At 40.9% G+C, this 16832-nt stretch carries 16 protein-coding genes; 6 read left to right on the top strand and 10 right to left on the bottom strand.

Features of this window, described 5'->3' with window-relative positions:
• Positions 1–7 precede the first annotated feature (7 nt).
• From rsmA to folP, 5 genes are read right to left on the bottom strand one after another with little or no spacing between them, the layout of a single operon-like run.
• The gene (rsmA, locus tag H153_RS09300) at positions 8–793 is read right to left on the bottom strand and encodes a 16S rRNA (adenine(1518)-N(6)/adenine(1519)-N(6))-dimethyltransferase RsmA (RefSeq protein WP_022846938.1); all 786 of its coding nucleotides are present in this window, start codon (positions 791–793) and stop codon (positions 8–10) included.
• Complete coding sequence (gene glmM, locus H153_RS0104405) at positions 783–2126, bottom strand: phosphoglucosamine mutase (protein ID WP_022846937.1); 1344 nt, start codon at positions 2124–2126, stop codon at positions 783–785. The genes rsmA and glmM overlap by 11 nt, the downstream gene beginning before the upstream one ends.
• 2 nt (positions 2127–2128) lie before the next feature.
• Positions 2129–2773 (bottom strand): hypothetical protein, encoded by a 645-nt coding sequence (locus tag H153_RS0104400; RefSeq protein WP_022846936.1) that lies wholly within the window; start codon positions 2771–2773, stop codon positions 2129–2131.
• Entirely contained in the window at positions 2754–3581 is an 828-nt protein-coding gene (gene cdaA / locus H153_RS0104395) for a diadenylate cyclase CdaA (RefSeq protein WP_022846935.1), read from the bottom strand. Before cdaA ends, H153_RS0104400 begins: the two co-directional genes overlap by 20 nt.
• The gene (gene folP / locus H153_RS0104390) at positions 3582–4778 is read right to left on the bottom strand and encodes a dihydropteroate synthase (RefSeq protein ID WP_022846934.1); all 1197 of its coding nucleotides are present in this window, start codon (positions 4776–4778) and stop codon (positions 3582–3584) included.
• A gap of 77 nt (positions 4779–4855) precedes the next feature.
• Between folP and H153_RS0104385 the strand changes: the two genes are divergently transcribed.
• Complete coding sequence (locus tag H153_RS0104385; protein ID WP_022846933.1) at positions 4856–7498, top strand: CBS domain-containing protein; 2643 nt, start codon at positions 4856–4858, stop codon at positions 7496–7498.
• A gap of 27 nt (positions 7499–7525) precedes the next feature.
• On the opposite strand, the gene H153_RS0104380 is transcribed toward H153_RS0104385, so the two are convergent.
• From H153_RS0104380 to H153_RS0104365, 3 genes are all read right to left on the bottom strand, one after another.
• Positions 7526–8563, bottom strand: coding sequence for a bile acid:sodium symporter (locus H153_RS0104380; RefSeq protein WP_022846932.1), 1038 nt, complete (start codon positions 8561–8563; stop codon positions 7526–7528).
• Positions 8564–8683: 120 nt separating this feature from the next.
• A complete protein-coding gene (gene nadD / locus H153_RS0104375) occupies positions 8684–9337 on the bottom strand; it encodes a nicotinate-nucleotide adenylyltransferase (RefSeq protein ID WP_022846931.1) in 654 nt (217 codons plus the stop codon).
• A gap of 114 nt (positions 9338–9451) precedes the next feature.
• Entirely contained in the window at positions 9452–10699 is a 1248-nt protein-coding gene (locus H153_RS0104365; RefSeq protein ID WP_022846929.1) for a glutamate-5-semialdehyde dehydrogenase, read from the bottom strand.
• Between the two features lie 60 nt (positions 10700–10759).
• Here H153_RS0104365 and H153_RS09915 point away from each other — a divergent pair, with 60 nt between their 5' ends.
• The 4 genes from H153_RS09915 to H153_RS0104345 are packed head-to-tail and all read left to right on the top strand — an operon-like array spanning position 10760 to position 13588.
• Entirely contained in the window at positions 10760–11470 is a 711-nt protein-coding gene (locus H153_RS09915; protein ID WP_022846928.1) for an OmpA family protein, read from the top strand.
• Complete coding sequence (gene miaB, locus H153_RS0104355) at positions 11467–12807, top strand: tRNA (N6-isopentenyl adenosine(37)-C2)-methylthiotransferase MiaB (protein WP_022846927.1); 1341 nt, start codon at positions 11467–11469, stop codon at positions 12805–12807. Before H153_RS09915 ends, miaB begins: the two co-directional genes overlap by 4 nt.
• Positions 12801–13289, top strand: coding sequence for a bifunctional nuclease family protein (locus H153_RS0104350; RefSeq protein WP_022846926.1), 489 nt, complete (start codon positions 12801–12803; stop codon positions 13287–13289). The genes miaB and H153_RS0104350 overlap by 7 nt, the downstream gene beginning before the upstream one ends.
• The gene (locus H153_RS0104345; RefSeq protein WP_022846925.1) at positions 13289–13588 is read left to right on the top strand and encodes an MTH1187 family thiamine-binding protein; all 300 of its coding nucleotides are present in this window, start codon (positions 13289–13291) and stop codon (positions 13586–13588) included. Before H153_RS0104350 ends, H153_RS0104345 begins: the two co-directional genes overlap by 1 nt.
• Before the next feature lie 2 nt (positions 13589–13590).
• On the opposite strand, the gene feoB is transcribed toward H153_RS0104345, so the two are convergent.
• A complete protein-coding gene (gene feoB / locus H153_RS0104340; protein WP_022846924.1) occupies positions 13591–15597 on the bottom strand; it encodes a ferrous iron transport protein B in 2007 nt (668 codons plus the stop codon).
• Positions 15598–15600: 3 nt separating this feature from the next.
• Positions 15601–15816: a FeoA family protein gene (locus H153_RS0104335; RefSeq protein WP_022846923.1), complete on the bottom strand. Its 216-nt coding sequence runs from the start codon at positions 15814–15816 to the stop codon at positions 15601–15603.
• 158 nt (positions 15817–15974) lie between these two features.
• Here H153_RS0104335 and prmC point away from each other — a divergent pair, with 158 nt between their 5' ends.
• The gene (prmC, locus tag H153_RS0104330; protein WP_022846922.1) at positions 15975–16829 is read left to right on the top strand and encodes a peptide chain release factor N(5)-glutamine methyltransferase; all 855 of its coding nucleotides are present in this window, start codon (positions 15975–15977) and stop codon (positions 16827–16829) included.
• Positions 16830–16832: the final 3 nt, after the last annotated feature.

Raw genomic sequence — 16832 nt, 5'->3', positions numbered from 1 at the left:
GATTTTACTAAAAATTTTGTTTCGGTGCTATTTGCCGGATTTTTCTGAAAAGAGACAGCATTTCAGTTGGCGGTATCTCTTCGGCTCTCTTTTGGAACATCTCTTCCAATTCTGCTGAAGGCGGTTTTCCTATGTTGTTTTTCAGCTTTTTCCGCCTGTTTGAGAAGGCTTTTTTCAAAAAGCTTTCAAATTTTTTAAGTTCTTTTTCTTCCATTCTAAAACCTAAAGGGGTCATCTTAAAAACGGTTGACCAGACTTTAGGCGGCGGAACAAAGGCACCAGGCGGGACGTCAAAAAGTTTCTCTATTTTGAAAAAGTTTTGAAGCAGCGCCGGCAGGTAGCCGTAATCTTTTCCCACGGTGCTGGTTAGCCTTTGTGCCACCTCTTTTTGAGTCATAAAGATGGCTGTCTGAACGCTGTCAATGTAGTTTAAAAGGTTTCTTATTATTGCGGTGGAAACATTGTAGGGAAGGTTGCCTAAAACTTTCAGGTTGCTTCCCACCTGTGACAGGTCAAATTTTTTTGCATCTTCGTTTAAAATTGTGAAGTTTTTACGGGTTTTGAACTTCTCTTTTAAAAATTCCACCATTTCAGGGTCTATTTCAACGCATACGAGGGATTGGGGGTTTCTTTCTAAAATCTCTTCCGTTAAGGCACCGCCGCCGGGACCTATTTCAACGACCGTATCGTCTGTTTCTATCCCGGCGGCATCAACTATCTTTTTTATGATGTTTCTATCTTTTAAAAAGTGCTGTCCGAGGGATTTTTTAAGTCTTGGAGGTTTATTCTTCAACAATGCCCTCTCTTTTAAATGCTTCTTCAATTGTTGAAATGGTTTTTTCTATCAGGTCTTCACTTTCGGCTTCCACCATTATTCTGACCAGAGGTTCTGTTCCCGAATACCTTACAAGGATCCTTCCCCTGTCTTCAAGTGTAAGTTCTGCATCGGCGATTGCCTTTTTGACCTCTTCTAACCTGTCTATAGGTTTTTTCTCTTTAACTTTAAGGTTTACAAGCTTTTGGGGATACTTTTTAAACACGTTTGTAAGTTCACTGAACGTTTTGCCGCTCTTTTTAAGAATTGAGGCAAGAAGGATTGCTGTCAGAACGCCGTCGCCCGTTTCCATGAACCTTCTTATTATTATGTGGCCGGACTGTTCACCACCTATGATAGCGCCTACTTCTTCCATCTTTTCCGATACGTGTCTGTCGCCAACAGGTGTTCTGTAAAACTCTATGCCTTTCGACCTTATATATTTTTCAAGTCCAAGATTGCTCATAACCGTTGCAACAACAGGTTCTGATTCACCAAAGTAATCAGATAGAAGGGCTATTATTTCATCGCCGTCTATAATGTTTCCTTTTTCGTCAACTGCAACACACCTGTCAGCGTCGCCGTCAAAGGCAAATCCGACATCTGCTTTTATCTCTTTTACCTTTTCTGCGAGAAATTCAGGATGTGTAGCGCCGCAGTTTCTGTTTATATTGAGGCCGTCAGGTTCTGCGTTGTAAATGAACACTTTTGCGCCTAAAGCTTTAAAAACTTCCGGTGCTATCATGTAGGCTGCACCGTTGGCACAGTCAAGGGCTATTCTAAGTCCTGCAAGGTATGTTCCGGCTTCTTCAAGGAATTTTGCGTAGCTTTCAAGAAGTCCTCTTCCATCAAAGATTCTGCCTATTTCAAGAGCTGATGCTTTTGGAAGTTCGTACTTGTTGAATATTACAAGCTCGAGGGAGGCCTCTTCCATCTCTGAAAACTTTTTTCCTTCCCGATTAAAGAACTTTATACCGTTGTACTCTGCGGGGTTGTGGGATGCAGAGACCATAATGCCCATTGATAGGGAAAAGTTTTTCACCATGTATGAAATAGAAGGTGTTGTTGTCGTTCCAAGATACGTAACGTCAATGCCTGTAGCGGTCAGTCCTGATATGAGGGCTGAAATTATCATATCAGAAGAGGCGCGGGTGTCTTTTCCAATCACAACTGTATGTTTTTTGTCGGGATACTTGGCTTTAAGGTAGCATCCTGCTGCCACGCCGATTTTTTGCGTCATTTCACAGGTTAAAGGAAATTCGTTTGCCACGCCGCGGATACCATCAGTTCCAAAAAGTTTCTTCTTCGGCATTATTACCTCCTGATCAGCTTCACTTTCACGCTTTCCGGGAAAGTTCTGTAAGGGGATTCTATTTTAGCGTAAATAGTTGCGCTTGTTTTCAGGTTGTCCGTGTTTATGGGTTCTGTTTTTACCAATTTTACTTCTGCCGCTTTTGATTGAGGCACGTAAACGGTTACGTAGTTGGGTGTTACTATTTTGGCTTTGAATTTGTGTCTGTTTTTGCCAGTTAGGACAACTTTTACCGGAGTGAGTTTTTCTATGACTTTTTCAAGTTTTAATGTAATGGTTTTTGTTTTAACACTTCTGATAGAAATGTCCGGAAGTTGCGGTTTAAGTGTTAACATTGAAAGGTTAACGGGTAAGGTTATCGTTCCGTTATCTTTAGTGAAGTGAGCGGGTAGGTTTATGTAGAGTTCTCCCTCTTTTTTAATAAATTCTATGGATTTTTTTGTTCCCTCAACTTCGACTGTTAATTTTTCCGGTTTGTAGCTTGCCACATTTACGGTTGCCGGTGTTATTATTTTTACGGGCAGTTTTACAGTTAAAACGATGAATTCCTGCTTGGCAGCTAAGAACCACAGCAGAAAAGAGAATATCACTGCCAGCAGTTTGTAGTGAAAGTTTTTAAATATTGTATCAACTATCTTTTTCAGCATTTTCGCCCTTCAAAAAAGTGGTAAGTAGTTCTTTCAGCGCATTTTTCGTTTCTATCTCTTTTACAAGAAGTGACTTCAAGATTCTTTTCAACCTCTGGGGTTCAAGGTTTTTAATCAGTTTTCCATGGTAAGCTATTGATATGTTTCCCGTTTCTTCAGAAACGATAACGGCTATTGCATCGGTCTCTTCCGTTATTCCCATAGCTGCTCTGTGCCTTGTTCCCACCACCTGTGGAAGTTTGGTGTTTAACGTTAATGGTAAAAAGACGCCGGCCTTTTTTATCCTGTCTTCCCTTACAATGACTGCGCCGTCATGTAGCGGCGTTCCCGGCCAGAATATCGTTATTAGCAGTTCTTTTGATACCTCACCGTCAATTTCTGTTCCGGCTTCTGCGTAGCTGTCCGTCTTTACGTCTCTTTCAATGACTATTAGCGCTCCTATTTTGTCCTCTGACATGGTGGCAGAAGCCCTGACAATTTCGTCAATGACCTTTTCTGCTTCGTATCTCTGGGCAAACAGTCCCATCTGCCCTTCGCCAAGTCTTGCAAGCAGTTTTCTTATTTCAGGCTGGAATATCACGATGAGGGCAAATATTCCGATGGTTAGAACATTGTTCAAGAGGAAAGAAAGAGTGTAGAGGTCGAGGATTCTTGCCAGGACGCTTAACATAACGATTGTCATTATTCCAAAGAGGATCTGTATCGCCCGCGTTTTGGATAGATAGATTAAAACTCTGTATATAAGGAAAGAGACAAGTCCTATATCTATCAGGTCCCTGATTGTTATTTGAGGTAGAATGTTTAGCATTTAAGCGTCCTCTATGGCAAGTAGTATGTCTAAAAACTGCTTCGTCTCTTTTACATCGTGAACTCTTACAATTTTCACACCGTTTAAAACGCCTTTAACTATTGAGGCTAAAGAGCCGGCGACTCTTTTTTCCGGATTTTCTTCGCCTGTTACCATTTTTATGAAACTTTTTCTTGAAGTGCCAAGCAGAATTGGAACGCCAAACCTTTTGAATTCGTTAATCCTTTTAAGAATTGTAAGGTTATCTTCAAGCCGCTTCCCAAAACCTATTCCCGGGTCTATGATTATCTGTTCCTTTTTAACCCCTTTCTCTTTAGCTTCTTTTATGGTCTCTTCAAAGTATTGGCATAACTCTTTTATTACGTCTTCGTAGTAGGGGTTTTTCTGCATGTCTCTCGGTGTTCCTTTTATATGCATGAGAACGGCCGGGACGTTTCTTTCAGCTACCAGTTCTGCCATTCTGTTGTCAAAGTGGAAACCGCTTATGTCGTTTATTATGTCGGCACCTGCGTTTAAGGCTTCCTCCGCTACTTTTGATTTGTAAGTGTCAACGGATATAAAAACGCCCGGAAACTCTTTTCTTATTGCTTCTATCACTGGAACAACTCTTCTCATCTCTTCTTCAAGTGGGACAGGTTCGGCGCCAGGTCTTGTAGATTCACCGCCAACGTCAATTATTGACGCTCCGTCTTCTATCATTTCCTCCGCGTGCTTCAGGGCTCTATCGACGGTTGTCCACTTCCCGCCGTCAGAAAAGGAATCGGGGGTCGTGTTCAAAATGCCCATGATTGTAGGCTTTTCAAGAGAAAGCGTTTTTCCGTTTGCTTTAAGCTCAAACCTTGTGTTGGAATCGGCCTCTATCAGCCTCTTTATTTCGTCAGCAAGTTTTTTAAGTCCGAAAGGTTGCTTTTTCATTCTTTCAAGGAGTTTTTCAATAGTTCTGAGAGAACCGATAAGGACAGCTGTGCACGTTTTACATGTGAAAGAAGAAGCTTCTCTTGGTAGGGCGCAGTCGCCTCCTGAAGCTATTGCGTCCTGCTTTAGAATGTTGGCTGCCCTTGTGTCTATTCCTTCTATTACAAACGTATATAGAATGCCCTTTTTTGAGAGAATGTCGGCACCTTCAGGTGTGTTTCCGATGGTAAGCAAGAACTCTTTAAGTTTACTTTTTGTAAATTTTCTTATTGTTACGAACATAGTTTGCCCCGTAGTTTAAAATAGAAGATGATGAGTTAAATTATACCTATAAAACAGCGTGTGAATAAAGGGGAAATATGGCTATCGTTATAACTGCTCATAAGAATATGGATCTTGATGCTCTTGGAGCTGTCATTGCAGTTAGGAAACTTTATCCTGATGCGGTTGTCGTCCTTCCGGGGACGAAAGGTAAAGATGTTATTAAGGTTCTTGAAGAGAATCCGAAACTGCTTGATTACGTTGATGAGACAGGTTTTAACGGTGAAATAGAAAAGCTGATTGTCGTTGACACGTCGGACATAGAGAGAATACCTGAAGTGGTTAAGGATAAAATAGCGGGGAAAGATGTTCCCGTGATTATTTATGACCACCACACACGGGAAACTTCAGGGTTTAAAAACGTAAGGCTTTACTTTAAGGAAACTGGAGCGGTAACTTCCCTTCTTACTATGATTCTAAAGGGTAAGGGAATAATCCCTTCGCCACTTGAAGCTTCAATAATGGCTTTAGGAATCTATTCTGATACGGGAAGTTTTCTTTTTCCAGGCACGTCCTCCCTTGATCACATAGCGGCCGGTTATCTCTTTTCAATCGGCGCCAATCCGGAAATAATAAAACACTATCTTCCAAGGGAGTTTTCACCGGAAGAGATTGATATTTTGAAGGTTTTAAAGGATAACGTTGAAATTCTTGAGATTAACGGTAACAGGATAGCTCTTACCACTGTGCAGTTTGATAAATACGTGGGAGATATTGCCCACCTCGTCAGTAAACTGCTTGACATCAACAACTATCCTGCCTTGATAGCCGTGGCAGGTGTTGAAGGGACAGTATTTGTAATAGGTCGGTCAAAAACGCCCCTTGTGGATGTGTCAAGACTTGCAGAGAAACTTGGCGGTGGAGGGCATTCGGAGGCAGCTTCGGCAGTAATTCGGGATAAGACGGTTTACGAAGTGAAAGAGAAAGTGATAGAAGTGCTTAAAGATATTGTTTATCCGGCAAAGGTGGCGGGAGACATTATGTCTTCACCGGCACAAACTGTTAGAAAGGATATGACCGTAAAAGAGTGTCTTTCGTTTCTTATGAAGCAGGGAATAAACGCTGCGCCTGTCCTTGATGATAGGGGGATGCTTGTAGGTATCATAAACAGGAGCTTAACCGATAAAGCATATTACATGGGAATGGACGATGAACCTGTTTCAACGGTAATGGAGAGAGAGTTTTCTTGCGTTTTTCCGGATACACCTGTAAGTGAAATTGAGGAGATTATAGTTTCAAACCAGCAGACGCTTGTTCCTGTCATAGACAGGGGTAAAGTGGTCGGTGTCATAACGAGAACGGATGTTCTAACGAATCTTTATCGTGATGAGATAGATGAGTCGGAAAAGTTTTATATGAGGCGTTCATCTTCGCCTCACTTTAAAAATGTGAAACAGATGTTAAAGGAAAGGCTTCCGGGAAAGGTTTATGAACTTTTGAAGAAGGTTGGTGAAGTTGCGACGGAAAAAGGTATAAGTGCTTACGTTATAGGTGGCTTTGTCAGAGATTTAATTATAGGAAGAAAAAACCTTGATGTTGATATTGTCGTTGAGGGCGATGCAACAAAGCTGGCAAAGGCATTTGCTAAGGAGGTGGGAGGAAAAGTTCACGTTTTTGATAAGTTCAAAACGGCTACGGTTACGCTTTTAGATGGCTTTAAGGTGGATTTTGCCTCTGCAAGGACGGAGATTTATCGTGCACCCGGTGCTCTTCCAGAGGTGGATACGGCACCTTTGAAAAAGGATCTTTTCCGGAGGGATTTCACCATTAATACACTTGCCGTTAAGCTTAACGGCAGGGAATTCGGGAAGCTGGTAGATTTCTTTAATGGTTTGAAGGACATAAAGGAAAAGAAGATAAGGGTTCTTCACGCTTTAAGTTTTGTTGAGGATCCTACAAGGATTTTGAGGGCTTTGCGGTTTGCCGTTCGTTATCGCTTTGATATAGGAAAACATACCGAGAAGCTTTTAAAGATTGCTGTTCAGAAAAATCTCTTTAGAACGGTTGAAGGGAAAAGGGTTTACCTTGAGCTTAAACATATTTTTGAAGAGGATAATCCGCTGAGGATTGTAAACCGAATGGAAGAATATGGAATACTTAAGGCTTTTAGCCCGCGGTTTATATGGAACAAAAAAAAGAGGGACTTTTTCGATAGGATAAGGAAGATAATTAATTGGCACAGGTTGACTTTCAGCAGAAGCAGGGTCGATTATCCGATTCTTTACTTTGCCGCTTTCTTTGAAAGTCTTCCTGCAGAGGAGATAGACAGGCTTTTGAAGGATTTTTCTGTTCCGGAAGATGAGGCAAATCTCATTAAAAATCTCATATATCGCGGAAAGCAGCTTACGACAAAACTTGAGAAAGGTAGTTTTACCAACAGTGAGCTTTTCGAGACATTGAAAAGAGAAAAAGAGGAAATGATTCTCTATGTCGCTGCAAGAACTACGAAAGAGGAATTAAAGCACAGGTTGTTGCAGTATCTTAAAGAGTGGAGAGATTTAAAACTTGCCATAACAGGAAATGACCTTAAAGAGATGGGGTTAAAACCAGGCCCTGTTTTTAAGGAGGTGCTGACGGAATTAAAGCACAGAATTTTGGATGGAAAGGTTGAGAATGAATATGACGCTTTGGAAGAAGAAGTGAAGAAAATTTTAAGAGAGAAAAAGCTTGAGCTTGTTTAATAAAAGGCGGGGATTTCCCCGCCTGGTTTAAGCTGTGGCCTTTTGCAGTTCTCTTTCCTGGTGGTTTGCCACGAAATCTTTTGCGTAGTGCTGGACGTAGAATCCAAGGAGAGGAATCTGGATGATAAACCCTAACACGACGAATAGCACCATCAAAGCTGCCTTGTCCACAGGGAATGTTATGAGAATTATTGCAAGTGTTATGTTAAGGTGCCTTACTGCTGATGCAAAAGCAACAACGATTGCCTCTTCAGGCTTTAATATCTTCCTTGCGACTAAGAACTTTGCATATATGGTGCTGAATATCAGCATTGAGATGTAGTAGATGATAAGCGGAATAACGATTACAGGCACGATGTCCGGATGAGAAAAGAGAAGCTTCGTTCTGCTCATTGAAAGGACTAAAAATGAGAGAATAACAATACCGATACTGCTTATTCCAGACAATTCGGGTTTGATTTCTCTGTTGAATGTTTCAATTCCAAACTTCCTTATGAGGAGTGTTCTTATTACAAGACCCACAAGGAGCGGTATAAAGAACACTATGAGAATGCTTTTGATGAACGTAAAGGAACTTATTGTCATCTGGCTTCCGATTACCTTTGGAAGTATAAAAGGAACAGCTACGAACGCTGCAAAGAGCAGGTTGGCAGGAATCAGAAACATTGCCGTTTCGACTTTGCCACCTGAAATGCTGGTCCATGCTGCCGTCATGGCACTTGTCGGGATAAAAGATAGAATTGTCAGTGCAACGAAAAGTTCAGGGTGGTTGGCAAAGAAGATTTTTCCCAGAACGTATGCTATAAGCGGAGATACTGTAAAGTTTACTACAAGGCTTAAAAAGAGCACCTTTGGTTCTTTTAGGTGCTTGAAAACTTCATCTATCTTCAGATTTATCATTACAGGCAGAATTACCAGAAACATCATTACCGAGAGAATCACCGTTTTTGGCACTTTCCATCCACCTGTAAAGTAAACGTTTAAAAGGCCTGCAACGATTGCAGTTACTATAAGATAGTGAACATTTTTCTTTATAAACTGCATCGCTTTAAGTGGTGTTTTCATCACCTCACCTCCTGTTTCTATCTGTTCATATAAATATTGCAATTTTACAATAAATGTCAACCTCTTTGATGAAAGAAAATGGCGTTTTTAGTGGTGTTTCAGAGGAAAAGTGAGGATATGCTAACTAAGAGAGATATTGAAAAGTTTTCCGGTTTTTATTAATTCGTTCAGTTTTTTAGCACAGGTATCCGGAACGAGAAAGCGGACGTCCCTCCCCTGCTTTAGGCGGTTTCTTACTTCCGTTGAGCTTATCTCTATAAGTCTTCCGTTCATTATGAAGATATCTGCCGAGTTGATGTCGTTAGGTTTTTTTAACGTTCCCTCTTGTATTTTTTTCTTTACGTTTAACTGCTTCAGGATTTCTTCTGCTTTAAGGTTGTATTCAGGCCTTTTGACCACGATTATTTTAGCTGTTTCAAGGATTTTTTTTGGTTCCTTCCATTTTGGAAATGTTAGGAAAGAGTCGGCGCCCATTATAAATACGGGAGGTTGTTTTTCATTCTGCTTAAAGGCTTTAAGCGTATCTATCGTGTAAGAAACACCTTCCTTTTTTATTTCGTAATCCCATACCTTAAAGTAGGGTATTTCTCTGACTGCTAACTCTAAAAGTTCTAATCTAACCTCCGGTGGAATTGACAGTTTCCCTTTTAAAGGCTGGATTTTTGCAGGAACAAAGACGATTTCCGAGAAGCTAAAGGATTCAAGGACATCCCGCGCTATGACGAGATGCCCTATGTGAACCGGGTTAAAGCTTCCGCCAAACAGGGCTTTCATCTTTTCTCACTTTTAAACTTCTTTATTAAAGTTACCGGAATCCAGACAAATATGTTTACCAGAAACACTACCAGTAAAAACAGAAATATGTAATTGAAAATCTGTTCTCTCATATTACTCCCTTATCTGTCCGTTGCCAAAGATTATGTATTTTGGAATTGTAAGGTCTTCAAGTCCCATAGGTCCTCTCACGTGTATCTTGTCGGTAGAGATTCCCATCTCTGCACCGAGGCCGAAAACGTTTCCATCTGTGAAGCGGGTTGAGGCGTTTATGTAAACGGCAGCAGAATCGATGTCGTTGAGAAATTTCATGCCGTTTGTATAGTTTTCTGTTACTATGGCGTCGCTGTGGTGAGAGCCGTAGGTGTTTATGTGTTCTATCGCCTCTTCAAGAGAATCAACGATTTTGACGGCAAGTATCAGGTCAAGGTATTCGGCGTACCAGTCTTCTTCTGTCGCTTCTTTTATGTATTCCGGGTCGTAAGCTCTTGCCCTTTCGCATCCTCTAAGTTCAACGCCGGCCTTTTTAAACCTTTCTATCATTTCCGGCATAAATCCGTCTGCTATTTCGCTGTGAACGAGCATAGTTTCCATTGCGTTGCACACACCCGGTCTTTGAACCTTTGCATTGAAACAGATGTTCCACGCTTTCTCAAGGTCTGCAAACTTGTCAACGAACACGTGGCAGACACCCTTGTAGTGTTTTATTACAGGGATTCTTGAGTTTTCTGCAACAAATCTTATCAATCCTTCACCGCCTCTCGGGATTATCACATCTATAAACTGGTCTAACTGAACCATCTCTTTAACGATGCTTCTGTCGGTTGTATCAACAAACTGGATTGCCTCAGGTGGGAATCCTTCAGATTCAGCAGCTTCCTTTAAGATGTTTACAAGTACCCTGTTTGAGTTTATCGCCTCTTTACCGCCCTTCAGGATTATTGCGTTTGAACTTTTTATACAGAGGGAAGCTGCCTCTACTGTGACGTTTGGCCTTGATTCGTATATTATTCCCACAACACCTAACGGAACTCTCATTTTCCCTATTTTTATACCGTTTGGGCGCTTCCACATCTTTATCACAGAACCGACAGGGTCTTCCATTTTCGCAACATCATGGAGGACGTCGATCATCCCTTTTATCCTTTTTTCGTTTAAAAGGAGCCTGTCAATCATGGCTTTTGACAGGCCTTTTTCTTCTGCAGCTTTTAGATCTTTTTCATTTTCGGCTTTTATAAGGTCTCTCTTTGCATCGATCAGTTCCGCTGCTTTGAGCAGTGTTCTGTTTTTCACGTTCGTTGATATACCTGTCAGTTTATAGCTGACCTTTTTTGCTTCTTCAGCAATTTTTCTTATTTCCATTGATATCCTCCTCCAACAGTTTTAAATTAATTACAGGCATTTGCTCACCGGAGGTTGTCTGTGAGGATAAAAATTTTACCATTATTGGCCACTATCTCAACGATTGTTGTTCTTTCTGGATGTGGTCAGACGGTCGTTAACACGGGTGTAACGATTACAATTCCACCGAAAAAGGCAGTTCCAGAGGTTAAGGTTAGTGTTCCTTCTGTCAATCGTGAAGAGGAAGCTTTGAAAGAAGCTGAAGGAAAGGAGCCTCAGATTGAGGTTTCAAAGTATATATTTGAAAACGAAGTAAAGGCGTTTAGAGATTTAACCGGAGCAAAGGTTATTGCTTCTGTACCGCTGTTTGGTCATTTACCGTCTATTAAAGGTGACCTTTTGGTGGTTGAAGAGCCTCAAAGAGTGAGAATAATCATTAAGGATTCACTTATTTTTGAACTTAACAGGGATAGGATTGTCAACGATTCTGTTATAAAGGCGATTGCACAGTCCTTTAACGGTAAGAACTCTCTTTTAGTTATTGCTGGTTTTTCTGATAGCACGGGGACTGATGATTTTAACAATCTTATTACTGAAAGAAGAGCGGAAGCTGTTAAAAAAGAACTTGAAAGCTTAGGTATTCCATCTTATAGAATTTTAGCCTTTGGTTGTGGATCTTCTAAGCCAATAGCGCCCAATAGTACGGTTGATGGAAGGGCAGCCAACAGGCGTGTTGAAGTTTACGTCTATCCTGAAAATATGTACGTTGATAATGTGTGTGGACAGAGATGATGAAAGGAAAGCGGTTTTTTGTAAAGACTTTCGGCTGTCAGATGAATGTTAACGATTCGGAAAAGATGGCAGGAATACTTACCTCTGCCGGATACGAGAAGACGGAAAATTTAAAAGAGGCTGACATCGTCATTGTCAACACCTGTAGTGTTAGAGCAAAGCCTGATAACAAGGCTTACAGTTTTATTGGTGAACTTAAAAAATTAAAAAAAGAAAAGCCTGAGCTTGTCATAGCTGTTACGGGCTGTGTTCCTCAAAGGGACTGGAAATTTATTCTCGATAGATATCCTCATGTTGACATTATTTTGGGCACATTCAACTTTCACAAGATTCTTGATTTCATTGAGGCCCTGGAAAGGCCATCTGTAGAAATACTTGATACGTTCCTTGAAAATGAGGGCGAAGTTGTTCCTTCAATAGAGCCGCTTTTAACCAATCCTTTTGTTGCTTACGTAACGGTTCAGCGTGGTTGCAACAGGTTCTGTACCTACTGTATCGTTCCATACGTTAGAGGGAGAGAGAGGAGCGTACCGCCTGAAAATGTTGTAGATGAGGTGAAAAGACTTGCGGAAAAGGGTGTTAAAGAGGTGCACTTACTTGGTCAGAATGTTGACTTTTACGATTACAACGGTGTCAGGCTGCCAGATTTACTCTACATGGTCTCTCAGGTTGAAGGTATTGAAAGGGTGAGGTTTACAACTTCTCATCCTGCCGGTTTTGATATTTCCATTATAAAAGCAATAAAAGAGATTCCGAAGGTTTGTGAGTATGTTCACCTACCGCCTCAGAGTGGTTCCAATAAAATTCTTGAGAAGATGAATAGGGGATACACCCGGGAAGAGTACATAGAGAAGGTTTTGATGCTGAAAGAGGAGGTGCCGAACGTAGCACTTTCAGGTGACTTTATTGTTGGATTTCCCGGTGAGACAGTTGAAGACTTTGAACAAACGCTTTCTCTTGTAGAAACCTGTGTTTTTGATCAGGCTTTTGTCTTTGAATATTCTCCAAGACCTTTAACGCGGGCGTTCTCTTTTGAAGATGATGTTCCTAAAAAGGAAAAGAACAGAAGGCTTACTGAGTTAAATAACCTTCTGAAGAGGCAGGCGGAAGAGAGAAACCTTGCCCTTCTTGGATCTGTTCAGGAAATTTTAGTTGAGGGCCTGAGTCCTTCAACCAGTGAGAAGATGATAGGACGGACGCGGAATAATAAGATAGTTATAGTGGATAGGAACGATTCTCTCATTGGTAATCTTATAAACGTTGAGATAGAGGAGGCAACACCGTTTTACATGAGGGGTAAAGTAATAAAACAGCTGGCAGGAGTGGAGAGATGGTAGAGGTGTCTGTTATAGGAATAACACACGATAGGTTGAGCGGTCTTCCTATCATTATTTTGGGGAACGTCGAGGAGAACTTTGCAATACCTATCTGGATAGGTGAATACGAAGCGGAGCTTCTTGAAACGCACCTTTTGGGAGCTGTTGCACCGAGACCTTTTCCATACGACCTTATATGTGACATGATTCAGGCTCTTGGAGGAGAGGTGGAGAAGGTAATTATTAATGACTTTGACAATGGAATCTACTTTGCCACCATTGTAGTTAGACGTTACGATGGTGAAGTTATAAACATAGATGCAAGGCCGAGTGATTCAATTAATGTTGCTGTAAGGCTGGGTGCCCCCATATATGTGACGAAAGATGTTATTCAGAGAGTTTCTATTATATCCCTTGACGGTAACCCTCACTACACGAGTGAGCAAAAGGCAGAGTTTGAAGAACTTTTAAAGTATCTTTTTGAAGAGGGAGAAGAAGAGTAATGGCAGTTATGGAGATTTCTGTTGTTCCTGTAGGTACGGGAGATCCGTGTGTTAGTGAATACGTTTCCTATGCTTATAAGTTTTTGAAAGAAAAAGGCTATCATTTTCAGCTTACTGCGATGGGCGTTATCGTTCAAGGTGAAGTTGAGGAGCTGCTTCAATTGGCTCTTGAGATTCATAGAAGGCCTTTTGAGAAAGGCGCTTTAAGGGTCGTGACAGCGATAAAAATAGACGAGAGGAAAGATACGAAGTTAACGGTTGAGGGTAAGGTTAATAAGCTGAAAAAATCCCTACAGTAATTTTATACGCCGAAGAGCCTGATTCCGTGATAGAAGACAAAAGCAGTAATCCATGCTACAACAAGCTCTACCGTTAGTATAAAACCCACCCACTTTTTAGAACCGCTTTCCTGGTATATTGCTGAAATTGTAGCTATACATGGGATATAGAGAAGAACAAAAACTATGTAGGCAAAGGCAGATGCAGGAGTAAACGTTGTTTTAAGCACCGCTGACAGCATCTCTGCGTTTCCGTATAGCGTTCCCATTGTACCTACAACTACTTCTTTTGCAACGGCGCCAAAAATCAGAGCAACAACAGGTTTCCAGTCATTTATCCCTAACGGTTTAAACAGGGGTAAAAGCCATTTTCCTGCCATTCCGGCTACGGAGTGTTCGCCGGCGTATTTAACGCCGGCTGGAAAGCTTGCAAGGACCCATATTATTAGAGAGGCAAAAAGGATAATTGTTCCAGCTTTTGAGAGGAAGTCCTTTACCTCAATGACAGTCTGGTTAAAAACCACTTTTAGTGAAGGGAATTTATATGAAGGTAGCTCTATGAAAAATTCACCTTCCCCTTCATCAATCAAAAATATAGACATAGCCTTTGCAAATATAAGTCCCATTATAATGCCTATTGTGTATAGGCTTAATACAATAAGTGTTCGTTCGTCCCTGAAAAAGGCTGCTATGAAAACGCTGTAAACGGCGAGTCTTGCACTACATGACATCCACGGAATTATCGTCATTGTTATAAGCTTGTGAACCGGCGAGCGCATTGCCCTTGTTGCATAAATTGCAGGAACGTTACAGCCGAATCCCAAGATAAGGGGGATAACGGAAGAACCTGACAATCCAAAGTGCCTCATAAAGTTATCCCAGAGTGCTGCTGCTCTTGCCATGTAACCTGTATCTTCTAAAATTGAAAGGAGTATGTATAGGACAAAAAGAATGGGAAGGAAAGATAAAACAGAACCTACACCTGCCAATACACCGTTGTTTAAAAGTGATTCTATTGTTTGAGGAAAGGAGAATGCTTCTACCATTGCGGGCAGAGTTTCGCCAAATAGGTGGCCTATCCACTCAACAAACGGTGTGCTGAATGTAAAGGTTAACTTGAAAACTGCTGCCATTATGGCAAAAAATATTGGTATTCCTGTAATCGGTGTGGTTATAAATCTGTCAACTTTATCCCTGAAGTCTTCCTCTTCCTCTGCTATGTAGTCTGTCTCAATTACAGTTCTTGCAATGCGGGAAGCCATTAAGAATCGTTCTTTTGGTATTGCCGATGATATTTCTTCTCCCGCGCGTTCATAAAATTCCTTTTTTATCTTTTGAAGAGATTTTGATAAAGAGTTGTATATTCTTGAGTTTTCTGCCATTTCAGTGATTTCTGGGTCACCTTCAAGAAGTTTTATAGCAAACCAGCGCGTATTTTTTTTGAACCGCTCATCTTCTTTTATTATCATAGAAACTTCCAATATGGCTGCTTCTAAAAGGTCAGAATATGTTGGCCTAAAAACTTCTTTACTGATTCCGTTCAGTCCTACTTCAATTATTTTTTCAGAAAGTTCTGAAAATCCTGTGTTTCTATAGGCACTTACGGATACAACCGGCAAGTTGAATATTGCGGATAGTTTTTCGAAATTTATGGAGAACCTCTTTATGTCATCAATTTTGTTAAGTGCGAGTATTGGTTTAACGCCCATCTCAAGAAGTTCAAGGGTGAGATATAGGTTTCTGCCAAGGAGGGTGGCATCTATAACATTTACTACGACATCGTACTTTCCACTAAGCAGGAAGTTTCTTGTTACACGTTCTTCAATCGTGTAGGAAGTGAGGCTGTAAATTCCCGGTAAATCTATCAGTTTTATTTCAAATCCCCTAAAAGAATATTTTCCCTCTTTCCTTTCAACAGTTACACCGGGCCAGTTTCCAACCTTGGCTTTTGTTCCCGCGAGCATGTTCATTATTGCTGTTTTACCAACGTTTGGGTTTCCAACGAGAGCGGCAATGAGTTCTTTTTTCACCGGTTACCTCACAACTATTCTTCGTGCCATTCCCCTTCCGAGGGCAAAACGGCTCTTTTCCACTTCCACAATAATAGGTCCTGGAGCATTTTTTACAACTCGTACGTTGCTGCCGGGAAATATGCCCACTGCGGCTAAACGCCTTTTGAAACAGGGTCCGCCTTTTATCTCTTTTATCTCAACGGTTTGTCCCTCTTCTATATCAAGAAGCGTTCTCATTTTTCTACCCTCAACCTTTGATTGTTAGAATATATTAACTTTTTCTCTGAAAGTCAAGGAAAATCATATTTAGCACCTTCTGTCATCCGTTCGTTGTTTTAAAAAACCACATCAATTATAAGATGTTTTAACTTCTATAAGTAGGGTATAATTTCACCATGAAATGGACAGTTATGACACTTGTTAAAAGAGCTTCTGAAATTCTGTCTGAGAGAGGAATTCCGTCACCTCGCCTTGATGCAGAACTTCTTATGTGTTGTTTATTGGGATGGGATAATAGGGTTAAAATTTATACTGCCTACGATAGACCCCTTTCGGCGGAAGAGGTGGAGGCTTACCGTCAGCTTATAAAGCGGCGGGTTAAAGGTGAACCGGTTGCCTATATCACTGGAGAAAAAGAGTTTTTTGGATTTAGGTTTAAAGTGACACCTGCCGTTTTGATTCCCCGTCCAGAAACGGAGCTTTTAGTTGAAAAGAGTGTTGAACTGCTTAAATCAATGTCGAAAGAAACGCTTAAAATTGTTGATGTCGGAACGGGAAGTGGTTGCATAATCATCTCAATTGCAAAGCTGCTTAAAAAAGATGCGGAGTTTTTTGCTACGGATATTTCCAGAAAAGCTCTTGATGTTGCCGTTGAAAATGCAGAATTACACGGTTGCAAGGTTAAGTTTTTAAAGGCGGATTTGCTGGAAGGAGTAGAAGGAAAATTTTCTGCAGTTGTCTCTAATCCACCCTACATAGCTTATTCTGATAGGCGGGTTGAGAGCAGCGTTAAAATGTTTGAACCGTCAGTTGCCCTCTACGCAGGTAAAAAGGGAACAGAAGTTATAGAACGTCTTGCTTTTCAGTCGTTTGACAAACTTGAACCGGAAGGATTTTTGGCGGTTGAATTTGGGGAAGGGCAGTCAGAAAAGGTTAGAGATATATTTGAAAGAGCAGGTTTTAGCACTATTAAGATTTTTAAAGATCTTTCAGGGAAAGACAGGATTATCGTAGGTTTTAAAAAGGAGTGAAAA

It is taken from the genome of Desulfurobacterium sp. TC5-1, assembly GCF_000421485.1.
Classification (GTDB): Bacteria; Aquificota; Aquificia; order Desulfurobacteriales; family Desulfurobacteriaceae; genus Desulfurobacterium_A.
Note: the sequence above shows the minus strand (reverse complement) of the source record. Positions and strands in the feature narration are given on the sequence as shown.